General features: G+C 56.3%; 19 protein-coding genes and 2 pseudogenes. 8 read left to right on the forward strand and 13 right to left on the reverse strand.

The annotated features are described in order from the left end of the window. Positions 1-110: 110 nt before the first annotated feature. The 6 genes from exbB (at position 111) to J4E42_RS07925 (ending at position 7020) form a co-directional block, all read left to right on the forward strand. On the forward strand, positions 111-1079 hold the full coding sequence (gene exbB / locus J4E42_RS07900; protein ID WP_008038060.1) for a tonB-system energizer ExbB: 969 nt from the start codon (positions 111-113) through the stop codon (positions 1077-1079). Positions 1080-1085: 6 nt separating this feature from the next. After that, positions 1086-1514 carry a TonB system transport protein ExbD gene (gene exbD / locus J4E42_RS07905; RefSeq protein WP_008030611.1) on the forward strand — a complete coding sequence of 143 codons (429 nt, stop codon included), beginning with the start codon at positions 1086-1088 and terminating at the stop codon, positions 1512-1514. Then, positions 1511-2257, forward strand: a complete 747-nt coding sequence (locus J4E42_RS07910; RefSeq protein WP_008038061.1) for an energy transducer TonB — start codon at positions 1511-1513, stop codon at positions 2255-2257. The genes exbD and J4E42_RS07910 overlap by 4 nt, the downstream gene beginning before the upstream one ends. Before the next feature lie 269 nt (positions 2258-2526). Then, positions 2527-3456: a hydrogen peroxide-inducible genes activator gene (locus J4E42_RS07915; protein ID WP_008030615.1), complete on the forward strand. Its 930-nt coding sequence runs from the start codon at positions 2527-2529 to the stop codon at positions 3454-3456. A 9-nt stretch (positions 3457-3465) separates the two neighbouring features. Further along, positions 3466-5541, forward strand: a complete 2076-nt coding sequence (recG, locus tag J4E42_RS07920; RefSeq protein WP_008038062.1) for an ATP-dependent DNA helicase RecG — start codon at positions 3466-3468, stop codon at positions 5539-5541. A gap of 78 nt (positions 5542-5619) precedes the next feature. Continuing rightward, entirely contained in the window at positions 5620-7020 is a 1401-nt protein-coding gene (locus J4E42_RS07925) for an aminoacyl-tRNA deacylase and HDOD domain-containing protein (protein WP_008030618.1), read from the forward strand. Positions 7021-7116: 96 nt separating this feature from the next. Here the strand turns inward: J4E42_RS07925 and J4E42_RS07930 are convergent, their stop codons facing one another. Continuing rightward, the gene (locus J4E42_RS07930; RefSeq protein WP_008038063.1) at positions 7117-7506 is read right to left on the reverse strand and encodes a hypothetical protein; all 390 of its coding nucleotides are present in this window, start codon (positions 7504-7506) and stop codon (positions 7117-7119) included. Between the two features lie 487 nt (positions 7507-7993). Between J4E42_RS07930 and J4E42_RS07935 the strand changes: the two genes are divergently transcribed. Next, a complete protein-coding gene (locus tag J4E42_RS07935; RefSeq protein WP_207284954.1) occupies positions 7994-8392 on the forward strand; it encodes a DUF6124 family protein in 399 nt (132 codons plus the stop codon). Between the two features lie 72 nt (positions 8393-8464). Here J4E42_RS07935 and J4E42_RS07940 read toward each other — a convergent pair whose 3' ends face one another. From J4E42_RS07940 to J4E42_RS07955, 4 genes are all read right to left on the reverse strand, one after another. Beyond that, positions 8465-8869, reverse strand: coding sequence for a hypothetical protein (locus J4E42_RS07940; protein WP_207284955.1), 405 nt, complete (start codon positions 8867-8869; stop codon positions 8465-8467). Positions 8870-8950: 81 nt separating this feature from the next. After that, positions 8951-9949 carry a hypothetical protein gene (locus tag J4E42_RS07945; protein WP_207284956.1) on the reverse strand — a complete coding sequence of 333 codons (999 nt, stop codon included), beginning with the start codon at positions 9947-9949 and terminating at the stop codon, positions 8951-8953. A gap of 99 nt (positions 9950-10048) precedes the next feature. Next, the gene (locus tag J4E42_RS07950; protein ID WP_259331669.1) at positions 10049-10873 is read right to left on the reverse strand and encodes a type IV pilus biogenesis/stability protein PilW; all 825 of its coding nucleotides are present in this window, start codon (positions 10871-10873) and stop codon (positions 10049-10051) included. 10 nt (positions 10874-10883) lie between these two features. Beyond that, positions 10884-11432, reverse strand: coding sequence for a hypothetical protein (locus tag J4E42_RS07955; protein ID WP_207284958.1), 549 nt, complete (start codon positions 11430-11432; stop codon positions 10884-10886). Between the two features lie 165 nt (positions 11433-11597). On the opposite strand from J4E42_RS07955, the pseudogene J4E42_RS29415 reads away from it, so the two are divergent. Further along, a pseudogene (locus J4E42_RS29415) lies at positions 11598-11834 on the forward strand (DUF6124 family protein); the annotation flags it as partial. Positions 11835-11894: 60 nt separating this feature from the next. On the opposite strand, the gene J4E42_RS07960 reads toward J4E42_RS29415, so the two are convergent. From J4E42_RS07960 to tssI, 8 genes and pseudogenes are all read right to left on the reverse strand, one after another. Beyond that, entirely contained in the window at positions 11895-13262 is a 1368-nt protein-coding gene (locus tag J4E42_RS07960; protein ID WP_207284959.1) for a lysozyme inhibitor LprI family protein, read from the reverse strand. Between the two features lie 41 nt (positions 13263-13303). After that, on the reverse strand, positions 13304-13759 hold the full coding sequence (locus J4E42_RS07965) for an XAC2610-related protein (protein ID WP_207284960.1): 456 nt from the start codon (positions 13757-13759) through the stop codon (positions 13304-13306). A 95-nt stretch (positions 13760-13854) separates the two neighbouring features. Continuing rightward, entirely contained in the window at positions 13855-14430 is a 576-nt protein-coding gene (locus J4E42_RS07970) for a lysozyme inhibitor LprI family protein (protein WP_207285032.1), read from the reverse strand. 88 nt (positions 14431-14518) lie between these two features. Continuing rightward, positions 14519-15601 carry a M48 family metallopeptidase gene (locus J4E42_RS07975; RefSeq protein ID WP_207284961.1) on the reverse strand — a complete coding sequence of 361 codons (1083 nt, stop codon included), beginning with the start codon at positions 15599-15601 and terminating at the stop codon, positions 14519-14521. 165 nt (positions 15602-15766) lie between these two features. Further along, on the reverse strand, positions 15767-16270 hold the full coding sequence (locus J4E42_RS07980; protein WP_259331670.1) for a hypothetical protein: 504 nt from the start codon (positions 16268-16270) through the stop codon (positions 15767-15769). Between the two features lies 1 nt (position 16271). After that, a complete protein-coding gene (locus tag J4E42_RS07985) occupies positions 16272-18032 on the reverse strand; it encodes a peptidoglycan-binding protein (protein WP_207284963.1) in 1761 nt (586 codons plus the stop codon). Positions 18033-18043: 11 nt separating this feature from the next. After that, positions 18044-18442: a peptidoglycan-binding protein gene (locus J4E42_RS29610; protein WP_404943244.1), complete on the reverse strand. Its 399-nt coding sequence runs from the start codon at positions 18440-18442 to the stop codon at positions 18044-18046. A gap of 9 nt (positions 18443-18451) precedes the next feature. After that, positions 18452-20479, reverse strand: a pseudogene (tssI, locus tag J4E42_RS07990) (type VI secretion system tip protein TssI/VgrG); the annotation flags it as partial.

Consider the following 20479-nt stretch of genomic DNA (forward strand, 5'->3'; position numbering starts at 1 on the left):
CTATTACTTCTGTTAACAAGAATTACTTGCAATAATGCCCGCCACTTTTGTTCTCGGCCTTCGAGGCCTGGAAGAACATTTACCGTCTTTTCCTCTCAGGTCCGGCCAGCATGACACGCAATCAATTCCCCGCTTCGCCAACCAATCGACCTCGCGCCTGGAGCGCGGTGGCCGCCCTGTTGCTCAGCCTGATGCTGGCGCCAACCGCCGCCTTCGCTGACGCACAAGCCCCGGCCACCCCAGCCGCCGCCACTGCGCCCGCTCCCGCCGACCACTCTGCCGAACACGCAGCACCGGTTGCCACCGATCCGGCCCAGGCCGTAGACACCGCTGGTGAAGACGCGCCGCAAGTCCTCGAAGCCGACAACAGCCTGGGCATGGCCCATGACCTGTCGCCGTGGGGCATGTACCAGAACGCCGACATCATCGTGAAAATCGTGATGATCGGCCTCGCCATCGCGTCGATCATCACCTGGACCATCTGGATCGCCAAGGGCTTCGAGCTGATGGGTGCCAAGCGTCGTCTGCGCACTGAAATCGTCCACCTGAAGAAGGCGGCAACCCTCAAGGAAGCCAGTGTAACGGCAGCCAAGCCCGGCACCCTCGCCAACCTGTTGGTGCACGATGCGCTGGAAGAGATGCACCTGTCGACCAACAGCCGCGAGAAAGAAGGCATCAAGGAACGTGTCGCCTTCCGACTTGAGCGCCTGGTCGCAGCCTGCGGTCGCAACATGAGCAGCGGCACCGGCGTCCTCGCCACCATCGGTTCCACCGCGCCGTTCGTGGGCCTGTTCGGCACCGTGTGGGGCATCATGAACAGCTTCATCGGCATCGCCAAAACCCAGACCACCAACCTCGCCGTCGTGGCTCCCGGCATCGCCGAAGCCTTGCTGGCCACCGCGCTGGGCCTGGTTGCCGCGATTCCAGCCGTTGTGATCTACAACGTGTTCGCCCGCTCCATCGCCGGCTACAAGGCGCAAGTGTCCGACGCCTCGGCAGAAGTCCTGTTGCTGGTCAGCCGCGACCTCGACCACCAGCCTGAGCGCAGCTCGCAACCGCACATGGTGAAAGTGGGGTAATCGGCCATGGGCCTGCATTTGAAAGAAGGCGCAGACGACGATCTGGCCGAGAACCACGAAATCAACGTCACGCCGTTCATCGACGTGATGCTGGTGCTGTTGATCATCTTCATGGTGGCCGCTCCGTTGGCCACCGTGGACATCAAGGTCGACCTGCCTGCCTCCAGCGCCAAACCGGCGCCGCGGCCAGAGAAACCGGTGTTCCTCAGCGTCAAGGCTGACCAGCGCCTGTTCCTCGGCGAAGACGAAGTGAAAGCCGAAGCACTCGGCGCCACGCTCGACGCCAAGACCCAGGGCAAGAAAGACACGACGATCTTCTTCCAGGCCGATAAAGGCGTGGACTACGGCGACCTGATGAGCGTGATGGACAACCTGCGCGCTGCCGGCTACCTGAAGGTCGGTCTGGTCGGACTTGAGACGGCAGTGAAGAAATGATCACGACGCGCCATAAGCTGACGCGTTACGGCGGTAGCCTGGCCGTGGTGCTGGGCGTCCATGCGCTGGCCATTGCGCTGGCGCTGAACTGGACGTCGCGCCCACCTATCGAGCTGCCGCCGCAGGCGATGATGGTCGAGTTGGCGCCGGTTCCGGCACCACCTCCTCCGGCACCGCCGAAGGTGATAACGCCGCCACAACCCCCTGCTCCGGTGGAAGAGCTGCCGATCCCGAAACTGGCCGAAGTGCCGAAGGCAGAAATCACCGTACCGAAGCCGGTCAAACCCAAGCCCAAGCCTCAACCGCCCAAGCCTGTGGAGAAAAAGCCGGAGCCGCCGAAGGAAAAACCGTCCGAGGAAAAACCGAGCGAAGCGCAACCGACCCAGGCGCCGACGGAGAAATCCGCTCAACCGGCACCGGGCCCATCACCTGCGCAGCAAGCGGCCAAGGCCAGTTGGCAAGGCACCCTGCTGGCGCACTTGGCCAAGTACAAAAAGTACCCGGCCAGTGCACAGGCGCGGGGCAAGGAAGGTTTGAACCGTCTGCGCTTCGTGGTGGACGGCGAAGGTAACGTGTTGTCGTTCGAACTGGTGGGCCGCTCGGGCAATGCCGATCTGGACCGGGCCACCCTGGAAATGATCAAGCGTGCCCAACCGCTGCCCAAGCCACCGGCCGACATGCTGAACAACGGCTCCATCGAAATTGTTGCGCCGTTTGTTTACTCGCTGGAACGCCGCCGCTAAAGAGAACCCTGTAGGAGCGAAGCTTGCTCGCGAAAACGGTATGTCATTCACGAATGATTCGACTGACATACCGCTTTCGCGAGCAAGCTTCGCTCCTACAGATTCTGCGGCAGTAACAAGATATGCAAAAGGCACCCGAAAGGTGCCTTTTGCATATCCGCCAGCGGCAAACCGGCATTACCCGGTGTCACTCGACACACTCTCTCTGATAACGTGCGTCTATCGATTGCAGCCGGTATGCTTGGCCCGCAACTTCATGGACGCTCGCTATGACTCTTACAGAATTACGCTACATCGTTACCCTCGCCCAAGAGCAGCACTTTGGCCACGCGGCCGAGCGTTGCCACGTCAGCCAGCCGACCCTGTCGGTGGGCGTGAAAAAGCTTGAAGACGAACTCGGTGTGCTGATTTTCGAGCGCAGCAAGAGCGCCGTGCGCCTGACCCCGGTCGGCGAAGGCATCGTGGCCCAGGCCCAAAAAGTCCTGGAACAGGCCCAAGGCATCCGCGAACTGGCCCAGGCCGGCAAGAACCAGCTGACCGCCCCGCTGAAAGTCGGCGCCATCTACACCGTCGGCCCGTACCTGTTTCCGCACCTGATTCCGCAACTGCACCGGGTCGCCCCGCAGATGCCGTTGTACATCGAAGAAAACTTCACCCACGTGCTGCGCGACAAACTGCGCAACGGCGAACTCGACGCGATCATCATCGCCCTGCCGTTCAACGAAGCCGACGTCCTGACCCTGCAGCTCTACGACGAGCCGTTCTACGTCCTGATGCCGGCCCAGCACCCGTGGACACAAAAAGAATCCATCGACGCCGCCCTGCTCAACGACAAGAGCCTGCTGCTGCTCGGCGAAGGCCACTGCTTCCGCGATCAAGTGCTGGAAGCCTGCCCGACGCTGACCAAAGGCAACGACGGCGCCAAGCACACCACGGTGGAATCCAGCTCGCTGGAAACCATTCGCCACATGGTCGCCTCGGGGCTCGGGATTTCGATCCTGCCGCTGTCGGCCGTGGACAGCCATCACTACGCCCCCGGTGTAATTGAAGTGCGCCCACTGACCGCACCGGTGCCGTTCCGCACCGTGGCCATTGCCTGGCGCGCGAGCTTCCCGCGTCCGAAGGCCATTGAAATCCTCGCTGACTCCATTCGCCTGTGCTCGGTGGCCAAGCCGCCCGCGCCGGTGGCTGCGGCTTAAGTTGCTGTCATGACCGAGTTGTCGCAAGTGTCGGTCACGGCACTCAAGGGTGTCGGCGAGGCCATGGCCGAGAAACTGGCCAAGGTCGGCCTGGAGAATCTCCAGGACGTGCTGTTTCACCTGCCGCTGCGTTATCAGGACCGCACTCGCGTAGTCCCGATCGGCCACCTGCGACCGGGGCAAGATGCCGTGATCGAAGGCACCGTCAGCGGCGCCGACGTGGTCATGGGCCGTCGCCGCAGCCTGGTCGTGCGCTTGCAGGACGGCACTGGCGGGCTCAGCCTGCGCTTCTACCATTTCAGCAACGCCCAGAAAGAAGGCCTCAAGCGCGGCACGCGGATTCGCTGCTACGGCGAAGCGCGGCCCGGTGCGTCGGGGCTGGAGATCTACCACCCGGAATACCGCGCCCTCACCGGCGACGAGCCGCCGCCGGTGGATGAAACCCTGACGCCGGTGTACCCGCTCACCGAAGGTTTGACCCAGCAGCGTTTGCGCCAGCTCTGCATGCAAACCCTGACGATGCTCGGCCCGACCAGCCTGCCGGATTGGTTGCCGAACGAACTGGCGCGGGACTATCAACTGGCGCCGCTGGCCGATGCGATTCGTTACCTGCATCACCCGCCGGCCGACGCCGATGTCGACGAACTCGCCCTCGGTCATCATTGGGCGCAGCATCGTCTGGCCTTTGAAGAACTGCTGACTCATCAACTGTCCCAGCAGCGCCTGCGCGAAAGCATGCGTTCCCTGCGCGCGCCGGCGATGCCGAAAGCCACTCGATTGCCGGCCCAATACCTGGCCAATCTCGGCTTCAATCCAACCGGCGCCCAACAACGCGTCGGCAACGAAATCGCCTACGACCTCAGCCAGCACGAACCAATGCTGCGCTTGATTCAGGGCGACGTCGGCGCGGGCAAAACCGTGGTCGCCGCCCTTGCCGCGCTGCAAGCGCTGGAAGCCGGTTACCAAGTGGCGTTGATGGCGCCGACCGAGATTCTCGCCGAGCAGCATTTCATCACCTTCAAGCGCTGGCTCGAACCGCTGGGCATTGAAGTCGCGTGGCTGGCCGGCAAGCTCAAAGGCAAGAACCGCGTGGCCGCGCTGGAACAGATCGCCAGCGGCACGCCGATGGTGGTCGGCACTCACGCGCTGTTCCAGGACGAAGTGCAGTTCAAGAACCTCGCGCTGGTGATCATCGACGAACAACACCGTTTCGGCGTGCAACAGCGCCTGGCGCTGCGCCAGAAAGGCGTCGGCGGGCGCATGTGTCCGCATCAGCTGATCATGACCGCCACGCCGATCCCACGCACGCTGGCCATGAGCGCCTACGCCGACCTCGACACCTCGATCCTCGACGAACTGCCGCCAGGCCGGACCCCGGTCAACACCGTGTTGGTCACCGACACCCGGCGCGTCGAAGTCATCGAACGGGTGCGCGGCGCCTGCGCCGAAGGGCGTCAGGCCTATTGGGTGTGCACGCTGATCGAAGAGTCGGAAGAGCTGACCTGCCAAGCGGCGGAAACCACCTTTGAGGACCTCACCGCCGCCCTCGGCGAGTTGAAAGTCGGGTTGATTCACGGCCGAATGAAGCCCGTGGAAAAAGCCGCCGTGATGGCCGAATTCAAGGCCGGCAACCTGCAACTGCTGGTCGCCACCACCGTGATCGAAGTCGGCGTCGACGTGCCGAACGCCAGCCTGATGATCATCGAAAACCCCGAACGCCTCGGCCTCGCGCAACTGCACCAATTACGCGGTCGTGTCGGTCGGGGCAGCGCCGCCAGCCATTGCGTGCTGCTCTACCATCCGCCGTTGTCACAGATCGGCCGCCAGCGCCTGGGCATCATGCGCGAAACCAACGACGGTTTTGTCATCGCCGAGAAAGACCTGGAACTGCGCGGCCCCGGCGAAATGCTCGGCACACGCCAGACCGGTCTGCTGCAATTCAAGGTCGCCGACCTGATGCGCGACGCCGATCTACTGCCCGCCGTGCGCGACGCCGCCCAGGCATTGCTGGAGCGCTGGCCGGATCACGTAAGCCCGCTGCTCGACCGCTGGCTGCGCCACGGGCAGCAATACGGCCAAGTGTGAGCACCGTCGCAGTTTCTGGACCCTGCCCTTAAACAAGCTGGTTATACTCCTGCAATTGTTTGAATACGGATACAGACCATGACTGAAGCTGCCCTCGTCCCTGAAACCCCGCACGCTCCGTCTGTTATTCGGCTGCTGCTCGCCAAACTGGGCATCGCCTACGAAGAAGTCCTCGACCACCACGGCCTGAACGCCTCGCGCAAAGTGCAAGCGGTGCTGCTCGACGACGCCGTGGGCGCGCTGATGGTGCTGTTCCCGCAAAGCCAGTTGCTCGACCTCAACCGCCTCGCCGAACTGACCGGCCGCCGCCTCGCCGCCGTGTCGACCGAGCGCCTGGAAAAGATGCTCGGCAAACACAACCTGAGCCTGCTGCCCGGCCTGCCGGCGCTGACCAGCTCGCCCTGCCTGTACGAAGAAAGCCTGCTGCGCGAACCGAAGTTGCTGATCAACTCGGGCGAGCCGGGTGTACTGCTGGAAATCACCAGCGAAGCCTTCAAGACCATGCTGACCAAGGCCAGCGCCGCCAACTTCGGCGAGAACGTGAGCAGCATCCGCCCGAACCTCGACCGCCCCGACGATGACCGCGAGGAAATCACCCAGGCCGTCCAAGCGTTCACCGCGCGACGCATCCAGCAACGCCTGGAAGCCACCATCGAAATTCCGCCACTGGCCGAGACCGCGCAGAAAATCATCAAACTGCGCGTCGACCCCAACGCCACCATCGACGACATCACCGGCGTGGTCGAAACCGACCCGGCCCTGGCCGCACAAGTCGTGAGCTGGGCGGCGTCGCCGTACTACGCCTCGCCGGGCAAGATTCGCTCCGTTGAAGACGCCATCGTCCGCGTGCTGGGCTTCGACCTGGTGATCAACCTGGCGCTGGGCCTGGCCTTGGGCAAAACCCTCAGCCTGCCCAAAGACCACCCGCAACACACCACGCCGTACTGGCAGCAATCGATCTACACCGCCGCCGTCATCGAAGGCCTGACCCGCGCCATGCCGCGCGCCCAGCGCCCGGAAGCCGGCCTGACCTACCTCGCCGGCCTGCTGCACAACTTCGGCTACTTGCTGCTGGCCCACGTATTCCCGCCGCACTTCTCGCTGATCTGCCGCCACCTGGAGGTCAACCCGCACCTGTGCCACAGCTACGTCGAGCAACACCTGCTCGGCATCAGCCGCGAACAGATCGGCTCATGGCTGATGCGCTATTGGGACATGCCCGACGAACTGGCCACCGCGCTGCGCTTCCAGCACGACCCAAGCTACGACGGCGCCTACGCTGAATATCCGAACCTCGTGTGCCTGTCCGTGCGCCTGCTGCGTAGCCGCGGCATCGGCTCCGGCCCGGATGAAGACATCCCCGACGCCCTGCTGGAACGTGTCGGCCTGACTCGCGACAAAGCCAACGATGTGGTCAGCAAAGTCCTCGAAGCCGAAGTGCTACTGCGCGAACTCGCTTCGCAATTCACCCAAGCCTAAAAGCTTCGCGGGCAAGCCTCGCTCCTACAGGGTTTCGTGATTCCTGTAGGAGCGAGGCTTGCCCGCGAAGAATCCAACTCGGTCTACCTGACCACCTCAAACCTTGGCGGCAGCCTTCGCCTTCCGCGGCTTCAAATACTTGGTCAACCCCTGAAACCAGATCACCAGCGCCGGGTTGCCCTTGATCTGAATCGACTTGTCCTGAATCCCCGTCATAAACGCCAACTGCTTGTTCTTCGCCTGCATCGTGGCAAAGCCATACGCCGCATCTTTAAACGCAATCGCAAACGCCGGCTCGGCATACACGCCCGACTTACTGGTAATGCGCTGATCCTTCACAAAGAAATGCCGCGCCACTTTCCCGTCCAGGGTCTGTAGCTGGAACACCAATTCCTTGTCACCCAACTGCTGCTGAAACGCAGGATTAGTCCGACTGGCCTTACCCATCAACAAACCCAGCATCCACAGAAGAAAACGAAATTTCATGCGCACAGCCTCAAAAGGAAAATGAACGGCCGGCGCAGTGTAGCGGCTTCGAGCGAGAACGCCACTATTGTGCAGTGTTAGAAGAAGATGCCGTGGTTTTTGACGCTGATGACTACCAAGTCATTGACGAAACGCTGTTGTTTAAAAGCTGAGGTTTTTTGGTCTTTCTACGCTCGGGGCTATCGGATATTTCCTTCAATGTATGGCGTTGTTCATGAACTAGGCAGCATCGAGCTTCATCGATAGGCTTTGTCCGTCGCCGCAAAATCGGTGATACGGACGTGCAAGTCCGAACCCAGGTGTGCAATTGCTTATGGCTATTCGTCGAGCGTTTTCCTATGCTCGCGGGTCGTTATGGCGGCTGTGCGTCGGAGACCTTCGGGTCTGCCGGTTCCTGGATCGGTCTTGCACACCAACGCACAGCTGCCACCTCTTTCGAAGTGCAAAGCGAAACGGTGTCGGTCTCTTAATTCCAGGAGCTACATCAATGATCAAGCCAACGCCGAATCCCCCAGAACACGAATCCACATCCCCCTACGAATCCTTCGACTCCAAAAAACTCCACGAAGCCGCCGAGCGCGCCCTCGACCATCACCTCGGCACACCACCGGATCAAAAATCCAAACGTCGCAACGGCGACCTCTTCAGCGTCTGCCCCGACATCAACACTGAAACCCTCCTCGCCAACGCCTCGGAAGACCTCTTGTCCATCAGCGCCATCGCCGCCGACCTGGCCGACGGCGTGGAAGGCTCACGCCGCTCCGTAGCCCTGGCGCTCAGCCGCATGGCCGACGGGGTGCATTTGCTGGTTGAACGAGCGCTGGATCATCTGGATGAACCGGAAATGGCGGCGATTTTCGCCAAGCAACAAAACCGAGCCAGCTGACCTGTAGATAGCCGGCTTGCTGGTGGATAGAAAAAGGGGGACGTTAAGTCCCCTTTCTTGGTGATCCCTGACTCACCACTGACAACCAGTCTCTGGCGGCGAATCCATACTGATATCTTGCTCAAATGAATACTTCTTTCCGGATTTATAGTTCGTATATGTCATTCCATAAATCCGAGCACCCTGACTGACCATTTCATACTCCCCCGTCAGCGCACCGTCAGAAACCTCCACCCAAGTCGTCGTGAACTGGTAAGGCCCGCCCTCCGTCATGACTTCTTCTTCAGTGTTCCGATAGACGAGAGGAATGGCCTTCTTCGACTTGCTATACCTAACCCCCGCGCCGCTCCATTTGGTGACCGAGTCGTAATAGGTTCTGAATTCGAAATTGATGTTTTTGCCTTCCAGCGAACGAAAACAAGAAACCTGTGTTGTGATTTCACTGCGGGCCGCCAGCGGCAACACCGACAACATCATTAAAAATAGCCTCTTCACAAATCCCTCTGATCTCATTTTTTTGAAAACAATGACGTGCTCTAAGTAGCGCTTACCGCATGTCTAAAGTGAAAAATCCGAGACCTCTGCAAGCCGCCAACATTGCCCACGAACAAACTGATACTCGAAGACATAATCGGTATCCGGCTTCTGCAGGATCGCCGTGGCGTTGTTGCCCCGCTCTTCCTTGACGGTCAACGTAAGACCGTCAGCCTCTCGTTTAACGCGATCCGGGATGAGCGGAAACTTGATCTGATCGCCGCTCACGCTGCGTTTTTCCAGCTCAGGCTCGGGATCTCCCGCCACGGTCGTGACAAGTTGCAGCGGCTGTTGAACGAACGCTTTTTGCACGTCCGCTCGCTCGGAAAAGGCTGCGATGAACGCTGAAAACTCGTTCGAGGGACAAGCAACATTGGCCGTGTTACCACCGGTTTTGCGCGGCTCCTGGCTGATGCTATGTTCCAGTTTCGAATCCGCAATAATCTTTAAATCCAACTCTGCCAGACGCTTTTTAATACTCGCCGCATCCTTGTAAGCACATTCAACATCTACGCCCGTTTCCAGGTTTCGCCCATCGCGGCAGTTCTGCAATTCAGAATCTGGTAAGTCACCGCGAAAGAACCTCAAAGACAACTGATCTCCGTCCTTGATGAGCGCCAACTCCAGCGTCGAATAGGAATAGCCTTCGAAGCCACTGTTCGACTCTTTGTTTTTCGTCAGCACATACAAGGACTTTCCCGCTCGCTCAGGGAATTTGCGCTCGAAGAAGAACACCGAAGCTATCTGTTCGCCATTGACGGGCGCCACATAAATGAGTTTTGGCTTCGTAACACTCATCGTCGCGTAGAAAACCTCACCATCGGGAACGTATACGCCTTTCGTCTGACCTTTGAGCGTGTTCTTCAAGAACAATACTGTGATCTTCTGCTCGCCCACCGAAGCCACCACTGGAGGGTGCATCTGCTCGATGGTTTGCAAGTCTTTGGCTAACGCTGGTTGTGACGAAAAACCGATGATTGATACAACCACGCACACACAACTAAAAAACCTGGCCACTTCCATTCACTTCCCTGTTGATCCACGAGATTGAACAAATCATCAAAGCCATATACTGGTGATCTTTTTACGATGAATCAGACGTGACGCGTCTCTCCGTCCTGTTCAATTTTTCATTCCTTGATTTACGGATCGCTCAGCTACGCGTTGCGGAATCTTCTGCGCCTTGCCGGCGGCACTCATCGCTTCGCGGTACTCGCTGTAATATTGCTGCGCTTCATCTCTTCGGTTCAGTCGCCATAACGAATCCGCCATGTTCAACATCAACACCGTGCGCTTGCCGACCACCTCGACGCCTCGATAAAACTTCAGTGCAAACTCATCGTTACCGCCCTCGGCCAGGTAAAAACCCAGGTCGTTGAACGCCTGAACATTTTGCGCCGGGGGATGACACGCCATGTAGGATTCCGGACTTAAAAAGCTCAGGCTCCATTCAATGGACTCTGCTCGGGACTGCGCCGGCTCAATGCCCGAGACATGTTTCAGCAGGTCTTTTGGGGACTGCGTCTCCAGGGCGGGATTGAGCACTTGGCCGTCTGCGGAAACCCACTGATTGCCCACCCATTTACCGACACAAAAGCTGGCAGAACGCTCAGCCAGCACGCAACCGGTCTCCATCGAAATCACATCGCAATGCTGTTGCGACACCAGTTTTTCTTCACCACTCTCGACCGACAACATGCCGAAGCTCACCGGATCGAGCAACAAGGTTTTCTTGTCAGGACTGAGCCAGTCGGAGTGCCCATCGGCGCCAACGTCGGAGCCGAAGAGTGGGAAGGTTTTGCCGTTTGCGGTGAACCAGGCGGTCGCCGACTCCACACCGGGCATCGTCCATTTTGTCGCTCGAAACGTCACTGTGCGCCCGTCGATACCGACTATTGGCGGATCTTTGGCAAAGGCACTGGCGGCGATGAACAGACCGCCGATCATCAGCACCCACTTAAGGCTGGCCATAGGCGATCCTTTTCACTGCAGGGCTTTCCGATTGCAGCTGCCTCTTCGTGACGCCATACGCCTCGATCAGCTCTTCCCAGGAACCCTTCGAACCAAAAGAGCGCTGGTTATTATCGAAGCTGTATTGCTCCAGTCGTCCGGCTGTCGAGTAATAACCGCGCCACTCCGGACAGGCGCCACAACCGCCGTAGCCGCCTACCGATACAAGGCTGCCTTTGCTGCCCTTCACGCAATCTATCGCCACCACCACGTTATTCAACATCTTCGTCTTTGCACCGTCGGACGTGAGTTGTGAAATTTTGCCAATATCACGCCGAAGTACTTTGCCGCCGATGTTGATTGTCTGGTCGGAACAGACCGGGATGACATGGGTTTCCGTGTCTTCCACCGTTATTGTTCGGCAAGACGAGACCAGCACCACTTCGACGCCGCCACCCTGCATGACATCGCGCTGGGCATAAGCATCCGCCGGCGCAGCCCAAGCCGGGGACGAGAGCCGCAATGACACGCTGCCTGCGAAAAAAAACTGATTCATTGGGGATCCCTTGTCGCCGTTAACCGGCCTGTTGTCCTGCCAGGCACTTGGCGTAGCCGTCGGCAATACCAGTTCATACCCTCATCCTTAATCAAGCGGCGGCGCTTCTGCGTCTGTCATCGTCAGGAGTCGAAACTCGTTGCCCACAAGCTCGTCGCAACAAATAAATCCGTCCTCTTTGCTCTCTCCAACATCGACACCGAAGCCCTCCTGGCCAACGCCTCAGAAGACCTGAAGTCCATCAGCGCCTTCGCTGCCAACCTAGTTGATGACATTGATGGCACTCGAAGATCAGTAGCCCTGGCGCTCAGCAGAATGGCCGATGGGGCGCAGTTGATGGTGGAGCGAGCGCTGGATCATATTGATTCGCCGAATCCGGCGGAGCTTCGGGCGAAGGCGTAGCAAAAATAAGAAGGGGACTTAAGGTCCCCTTCTTCAGCGTTTATACCTGCACGGCGAAGTTTACAGGCAGTGACTGGCCTTTATGTCTGAGCCTTGCGAAACCAAACGCTTCACGCCGTCGCTACCCCCCGGGCTACCTTTATCAGCTGCCAACTGATAACAGGCCAACGCCCGAGACATATCCTTTGTTCCCAACTGGCCATTCTCAAAAGAAGACCCCAGGTAGTTCATCGCATCTGTGGAGCCCATGGAAACTGCGCGAACAACCTCCCTTTCTGCCTGCTCGGGGTGCAGGCAAGGGCCGTTATAGTCGGTGGAATTACCGTTACAAAAATAAGTGGCATAACCCAGCGCGCCACTCGGTGTCGTCGATGCCGCTTTGAACAAAGCTTCCACCTTGCTGGTTTCCAATTGAGGCGCCATCTGCGAAAGACTCAAACTTGCCGCCGACAGACTCGCCTGTGGATCACCCGAATCCGCAGCACAGACATAGTTTTCCAGGGCCGCTTCAAACAGTTCTTTAGTCAGCCGGTATTGCTCCATCGCGCCTAAACCGCCCAAACCCTCTGCACGTTGATAGCAGAAGTTTTCGGCCCGGCTCATTCCGGGTTTACTGGATGCGACAAGCTCCTTCTCGCTGATGGACCAGTCTTCGACCCCCACAAGCGCCCAGCACGCCTTTCGAGAAAAGTTAAAAATCTTGATGTTGCTGTTACCCGCTCGTTTATCCACAACGTTAACGTGACTGTCGTCGATTTGTTCGATCTCAACCCCTTCATTCTTGCCTTTCCCCACCGCAGCCATCAACGGAAACGCCAAACTGGAGCCTGTTTCCCCAGTAATGGACGGTTCGAATCGGCCAGGGTCTTCTGTACGTTTTAACACCAGCATCTTAACCGCCAGCGCCGTGAGACGCTTCTGGGTCTCAGCATTAGAGGAAAACACCGGTAGAAACTGAGCAAAGTCCTGAGATGGACACGAGACATCTGACCCACGCCCAACAGCCGAACCACTCACGATGTCGGGCGCAATATTGTCTAGAAAGACTGAACGCTCGCGGCTCATTCTTGCGATGCAATTGTTCACGGTCGTCGTGTAGGCAGAAGTGCCTGGCTTAATCTCAAACGCTTCCAGCGGGCAGTTCGCGTCACGCAATTTTATCCACGCGCGCTGCGCTTCTTTGACCTTCGCCGTATACGCCGTACCCGTGTCGGGTTCGGCTCGATACTGAGTTTCGAGTCGAGCCATCAGTTGGTGATAACTCGTATTCAACTGTGAATCGGCAGCGATTTTCGACACCTCAGAGCACTTATCAACTTGTTGGCTTGTGGTGATCCCGGCGCACTCGTCCTGAGCAAGCGCGATTGAAACCGGTAGAACGGCTTGGCATGTCAGCGCACAAATAACGCTTAAAACGAAACGTTTCACGGTCTTCTATCCTTGAACTATTCAGATGAAATCTAGGCAATCTAATCTGGGGAAAAATGGGTAACACAGAGCTTTGGCTCATTCATTTCCCAGTAGGTGCTGAGCAGAGTTCTCTTGTCGTGCTCCACGCGCAGACTGACGAAATCGTCGCCACAAGCTGGGGTCAGCTCCTTGAAAATACGCGCTTCGGGCCGGTAAACAAAAATCCTGTGAATGGTGTAGGTGCCCATTCCGTCATCGATCTGCCAGACCGCAAAATCCTTTTCACCGTCGAAATTGAAGTCGTCTATCTGCACATGCAGTTCGTTTTCAGCTTGAAAAGCGATTGTCCGAGATTCGTTATGGGCATCGCTTTTAACAGCTACCGTTAACATGAACCCTTCCAGCACGAGCGTCGCTTCGACGTTTTTGGTTGGGTTGAAAGTGGTTGCTTCGGCAAATACCGGTGCCGTCCACAGCAGACCGAGCATTGATATGGCTAGATACTTGAATCGCATGTGCTCGCCCTACTCCCACTTACATCCGGTTTCCAAAGAAGAGTCGGAGACCATCTGAGCGCCCTGAGACACCAACTCATAGATCCCCCATTCCTTTAGCGGTTCATGGGCAACTGAAAGCGCATTCGTACAGCGCAATAGGCGAGGTCCTCACGTAACAGACGGAAACTCATGTCGCACTGCGCGTCGGCGTATTGCTTCCAAACCGGATCGTCGAACTCACCCCCTCCCAGCAGATTGATCGAGGCTTTCAAGCCGCTTTCGCGATCCTGCCCTGCCATCAGCGATGCAGCTTTGTAAAAGCCATCATTCGGCAGCCCTGTCTGTAGATAAATGAGCTCACCCAACCGGGCATTGGTTGTTTGCGCCAAACACGTAAGCTTCTCGATGGGCGCCTCCGCTCCAGGTAAAGCGGACTGATAGATATCCTCGCAATACGCTTCTTTAAAGCGCACCCATTTTCTTTGCACATCGATCAGTTGCTTCTTGTCTGCGGGAGACAAACTGGCCATTGCCGTCTTGTATTGCTCATTCAAGACGGCATCGACTTTCTCGAGGCTTTGCTGACCGCAAGTGATCAAATCGGGATTGGTGAAGCTGTCGTGGTTGCAGGTTTCCTGGGCATTCGCCGAGATCATCGACGCCGCTAAAACGAAGCCCGTCAACGCCATCGCAAGCCTCTTAAGTGTTGTGCTCACTGCTGGGCCCCTACGCTACTGCCAAGCTCCAGTTTCTGATTCGCCACAGCCTGCTCGCCCATTACTCCACCGCTCCTTTACTGCGCTCAGCCACTCGATCAGGAATCTTCGACCCCTTGCCTGCGCTGGTCATCAACGAGGCATATTGCTTGTAAGCCTGCGCCGCCCGCACCTTATCTTTCACGCCCCAGTAACTATCCGCGAGATTCAGATAGGCAACTGCTCTGCCGGGGCTTCTGGCAATAACCGCGTTCAACAACTCAATGGATTCTTCGTAATAGCCGGACTCGCCCAATAGAAAACCGACGTCGTTAGACCAGCTTGGCGATTGAGCGAAGTCATACTTTTGCGCGATGTAACTGTGCGGATAGCAGTGGCCTTCGCCCCCATCCATCAGAAAATTCGCCATCACCGTCGAAACGGCCTCTTTCTGCCCTTTTCGATACAGCACCAGCGCTTGGTCGAGCTGGTACGCGATATCCGACATCATCAGTTTTTTGTAGCCCTCGGCGGGTCGCTTAACGTGCAGGTCATGCAACTGCTCAAACACCTTGCGCCCATCGAACGACGACAACGAGGTTTCGCCGATCATGCTTTTTGGTACTTCTTCAACACTGACTACCGAGCGATCACAGGACTCGTTGTTGGTTACCTGCACTAGGCTACTCAGCTCAAACTGTTTTGAGTTTTTGTTGTAGCGGAACACCAGATTGAAGTTGTAAACGCCGTTATCTTCTTCGTTACTGACCAGCACAAGCGCGTCCCCTGCTTCAGCGGAAGACTGCTTGACTGACACGGGCTCCCCTTGCATATCGACAACCGTAAGCACACCTGCCGGACTGTTGATCACGTTGATACTGAAGCCTTCACTCATGGCCGCCGAGTATTGGCTTTTGATTAACGGTATCGCTTTGGATGTATCCAGCAGAATGTCGTCGCTGGCCCCAGGCTCAGGCGCGATCAGCAGTCGGTGATAAGCTTCATCGGTATCACCAGTCAGCACAAACACGTTTTGACGTGATGCATCACCCATTAAACTGACCGGAATCTTCTTGATAACCTGCGGAGTAGCGAGCGCAGGCGAAAGCGACAGAGTGACTTGGCACGCTAACGCGCAAACAAAGCACCAAAAAAAGCGTTTCACTGTCTTCAATTCCTTAATTCAATCAGTTCAAATCCCAGCGACAAAGGGGACAGCAACAGGAGAAAAATTTATTTATAGTCACAACTAGCCTGATAAATAAATTTTTAAGAGGTGTGAACGGGACGGACTAGAAAATAAATCCGCCCCAACTCCCTTTAACCTCACTTATCTTGACTCACCTTCATACAGCTTCGTTTCTGGATTGAAGCGCCAAAGATGAGGAGTAGTCAGCGGCTTTCCATCTCTGTGCATAATTTGATCTTGCTTATCTCGATCATAAGAATAGATTTTAATATCTTTATATGGAGTATTTTCTGGATGACTATCTAGAACTTTTACATCTGCAAAGTAATCGCCTCCCACATTCCTCAGAAAACCTTGGCACTGGACTAAAAATCCGTAAGTAAAATCACCACTAGAACCTGCACTAGAATATGAAAGAAAAATAAAGTCCTTCACGCCATCACCATTGAAGTCTTCGTTATAGACGATTTTCCCTTCCTCGATTGAAAATTTCTCGCCCTCAACCCGTGAAAGCATATCGATTGTGCGTGAGTCCTCGGTCCATTGGGACAAAAAATGCTTAGGCCCTTCCGTGGGATAACAAACATCTACAGGGGCAGCGCGAACAGCAGTAGCAAAGAAAGCAAACACGAAAAGGTACTTCATTTCAATTCTCCAAAATAAACGTATTCCGACCTGTTCTAACCGAGCCTTGAGCTTCACTGGCACCAAAAATTATGGCTCCAGTAATCGTATCGTTCAGTGCCTCTAAAGCCGTAAACAGCTTTGCCGTTAATGCCGATTCGTGCGCGGCTCCCCAGCTAGCAATCGGTAGCTGCCAATTTATCCCAGCGGAACCGTTTATCGTACTTTGAAGGACAGCGCGAAGCCTGTTATTTGGGGGATCACCAACAACATGAGAAGGACGCCAAACATGCCAGCGCAGAAGTATGGCTACTGCCTTTTCGGAAGTATAAATATTTCCTATAGTACTGTTAACCGTTGCCCCACCAGCTTGGAAACCAATGGGATCAGTCAATATTTCCTTCAGTCGAAGCTTGGCCATGGACCACATAGCAGCCCTATATCCCGGAATAGTGCGCGCAGCCATACTCAAGCGATAAAACCAATGCCATGTCTTTAAATAGTGAGCCTCATCCTGGGAGACGCCTAATCCCGTAAACTCACTGTCGGCATGAGTCGATTGGGAGATGGCATAAGTATCATTAGTAAGCTTTACCCAGCCGGCATAGGTCATAGTATTCGAGTCATACAGGCTCGGGCTACTCCATTCTTTAGCTGGATATAAGCCAAAATCACCAAATACTTTCTTGAAGATTTCAGGATTGCGATTTTTAAGATATGCCATGAACCCAACAAACTCACCCTTTCCGTATGCGTTTGCTCCAAAGTTGCCCATGGTCCAATGGCAGGGGCCGCCAGAAATCAGAGCATTATCCCAAGCATTTAGCACGTCAAAACGACCAAAACATTCTGCTTCCGCAACCACCCTTATCGTTCGATAAGTCGATAGGGCTGGGCTATTAACTTGCGTCGGATTAACAGGTGAGCCAGTTATATTTTCTACCGTCATTTCAGTCTGAGATGACCAACTATGCGCTTTTCCCGCATTTGGCCCGCCATAGATACCGCTTTGATAGTAACCTACTGCGTGATATTCCGTCTGAGCGCGACCAGTGGGGAAAGAAAAGTAACTACTGAAGTCCCTTACTACAACTCTTGGAGGCCCTTCGGTAAAGCTATCGTGAGCCCAAATATTGCAACCCTTAGGAGCTAAATCAACCCTAGCACCTGCAGTAATCTTCCAAGCCTCAAAAACAACCGGACACCTATAGTCATTGTCCAGCCAATATTCTATTGCAGCTCTAGTCTTCTCATTTACCACACCACTTATCGGACCAGTATATTTTGCAGCATTCGTTACTGACTTAAGACTATCAACGTAATAACTTACAGGTCCAACTGTAGTCCCGCTGACGACAGGAGCCTTTCCAGCCTTGGCAACAATTCCAGCTGAACCGTCATAATAGACATCTAAGTTATTCACCCGCACAGGAGATCCAGCCTGATCCAGAAGGAGTTGTCCTTTTTTGTCATCTCTTACACATGCAACTTGAGACATCGAAGCGTATATTTGAAACTCTCGGACGGCCCATTCGGTTCTGGGCCCAAAATCCCCGCTAGGCTTGCCGAGCACAGAGAAACCTAAACTAATCAGATCCTCCTGAAGCTTTCTCACGTGCTCTGGCACTGCCAAAGCGGCGCCATTCCCGGTGGTTGCCGCTGCTGTTTCAGCGTTTGCAACGGTAATCGGAGGGTTGTCGATTCCGCTCCAACGCGGGGGTATATTTTGGGCGGGTTTCCCGTCGTGATCTTTGCGACGGAGGTCGAAATTACCGTAAATCATTGCCTATTCCCTTATGCAATATGCTGTTCTTCAAGACGCTTAACATCACTGGAAGAAAGATAATCTTTATCTGCTAAATCACACGAGCGTTGGAAGCATCGGGTGGCGTACTTTGTTTTCGGTCCGTTTTCACCGTCAATTTTTCCGTCATAGAAACCAAGGTTTTTAAGTCGCGACTGGAGTCCCTTAACATCCGAGGCTTCCGACTGCGCTTTTAAATCCAGCTCCCACACCCATGGTTGCGATTCTGCACCGAATGGATAAAACGTAAGTTTTCCCTTCTTCGCATCAGGCGGAACTGGCTGGTCTACAAAACCATCACCAGAAGTCGTGCCTTTATAGGTTATGCCGTCCACTTCCAGCGTATAGGGCTGTCCTGCGATCCCTTTTTTGTCATATGGACGTTTCATCTGAATGCGGAAGCCCTTTTTCTCGGCTTCTACCGGAGGCGGTGGCACCGCATTCCCCAACGCCTGATCCATCAAACTCCCCGCCTTATCCTTATCCGCCGCCCCCGGCAGCACCGGCGGTTTAATCCCGATCCCAGTCCCCGACCCCGCCGCCCCACCCGCATTGATCTTCACAATCGGCCCAACAACCGTCACCCCACCGCCATCCAGCTTGATAAAGCTGCCACCACCCAAGATGGTCAGCTCCGACCCTGCCTCAATAACAATCTTCGCCCCAGCCTTCAGATGAATCTCTTTCCCAACGCTAGTCAGCTGCGCAGTCCCCAACTTCACATGCTGGTTCTGCCCAACCGTCAGGTGATCATCCACCCGCGTCTCAACCTTGCGATCAGCAATCGTGGTGCGATGCTCTTCAGCCTTCAGCTCGGTGTAGGTGTTCTTCACCACCGTGTCGTGCCGTTCATTGCCGACGCGAATCTTCTGGTCGTGCTCGATGTTTTCATCCCAATCCCGTTGGGCATGGATAAAGATCTGCTCCGCGCCTTTTTTGTCCTCAATCCTCAGTTCGTTGTACCCGCCACCACCCGGTGAGCTGAGGGTTTTGAACACGCTGCGCGTCTTGTTCGCCGGCAGGTCGTAGGGAACCTGGTTTTCCTTGTGATACAGGCAACCGGTCACCAGGGGTTGGTCGGGGTCGCCTTCGAGGAAGGTGACGAGGACTTCCATGCCGATGCGCGGGATGACGATGGCGCCGTAGCGGTCGCCGGCCCAGCTTGAGGAGACGCGCATCCAGCAGCTGGTTTTGTCGTCGGCCTGGCCTTCGCGGTCCCAGTGGAATTGCACTTTGATGCGGCCGTATTGGTCGCAGTGGATTTCTTCGCCGGCGGGGCCAGTGACTTTGGCGGTCTGGCTGCCGAGCACGCGGGGTTTTGGATGTTCCAGCGCCGGGCGGTAGAACACGTCCCATGGGGTGGCGAGGAAGCGGTTGCGGTAGCCCTGGTGGAAGTCGTCTTTGTTGTCGGTGGTGTCGCTGGTCACGGACTCTTCGAGGACTTGCGGCTGTTTGCCTTCGTGGACGATTTCGGTGAGCAGCCAGAGGTCGTTCCACTCGGTGCGTGGGTGGTCGGACATTTCCAGAAAGTGGCCGCTGATCAAGCGGGTCTGATCACCGTGGCCTTCGGCTTGCTGGTAGTCGGCGCGGTGGCGTTCGAGGATGCGCTGGCTGAGGAATTTGCCGCGTGCGCGGTCGAGGAAGCGGCCGGGGTAGTCGTAGTCTTCGAGGTCTGGTTCGTCACTCTGAACATCGGGTTTGTAGGCCGCTTCGAGTTGCAGGCGTGGTTTTTCGAAATCGTAGTCGCGGCGGGTGGTGCGGCTGGTGCGGGTTTCCAGGCGCAGTTTGAAGCCTTTGATCACCGGTTCATCGGCGACCATGCCGCTGCCTTGCACGTACGCGGTTGGCTGGCCGAGTTTGGGGAATACGGTCTGATCATCACCGAATACCAGCAAGTGAGCTTTTTCGCTGTGCTGGAAGTGGTAGTGAATGCCTTCTTCTTCGCACAGGCGCTGGACGAAGTGCAGGTCCGTTTCGTCGTACTGCACGCAGTAGTCGCGGTCCGGGCATGGCTGGCTGAGCTGGAAGTTGTAGGCGTTGCCCTTGATGCCGTGTTCTTCGAGGATCAGCGCGATGATTTTTGGCGCGGACATCTGCTGGTAGATGCGCTGGTTGGTGCGGTGATGCAGGTATTGCAGGTGCGGCACCAGGGAGACTTTGTAGCGGGTCAGGCGTTTGCCGGCGTCACCTTGGGCGACGCGGTAGATCTGGCCGTGGATGCCGCTGCCCTGTGGATCGAACGCGAGGAATGCCTGTTTGTGCAGGAGTTTTTCCAGGTCCAGATCGGGGTTTTCGCTGACCAGTTCGAGGTCGAAGCGATACAGCTGGCTGATGCCTTCGGTGCCGGTGAACGACAGCACTTGCAGGTCGCCGACGTAGTCTTCGACAGTCAGGCTGAAGTGCGTTTCGTTAGCTGGGTTGAACAT

This window comes from Pseudomonas sp. FW300-N2A2, assembly GCF_017351735.1.
GTDB classification, from domain to species: domain Bacteria; phylum Pseudomonadota; class Gammaproteobacteria; order Pseudomonadales; family Pseudomonadaceae; genus Aquipseudomonas; species Aquipseudomonas migulae.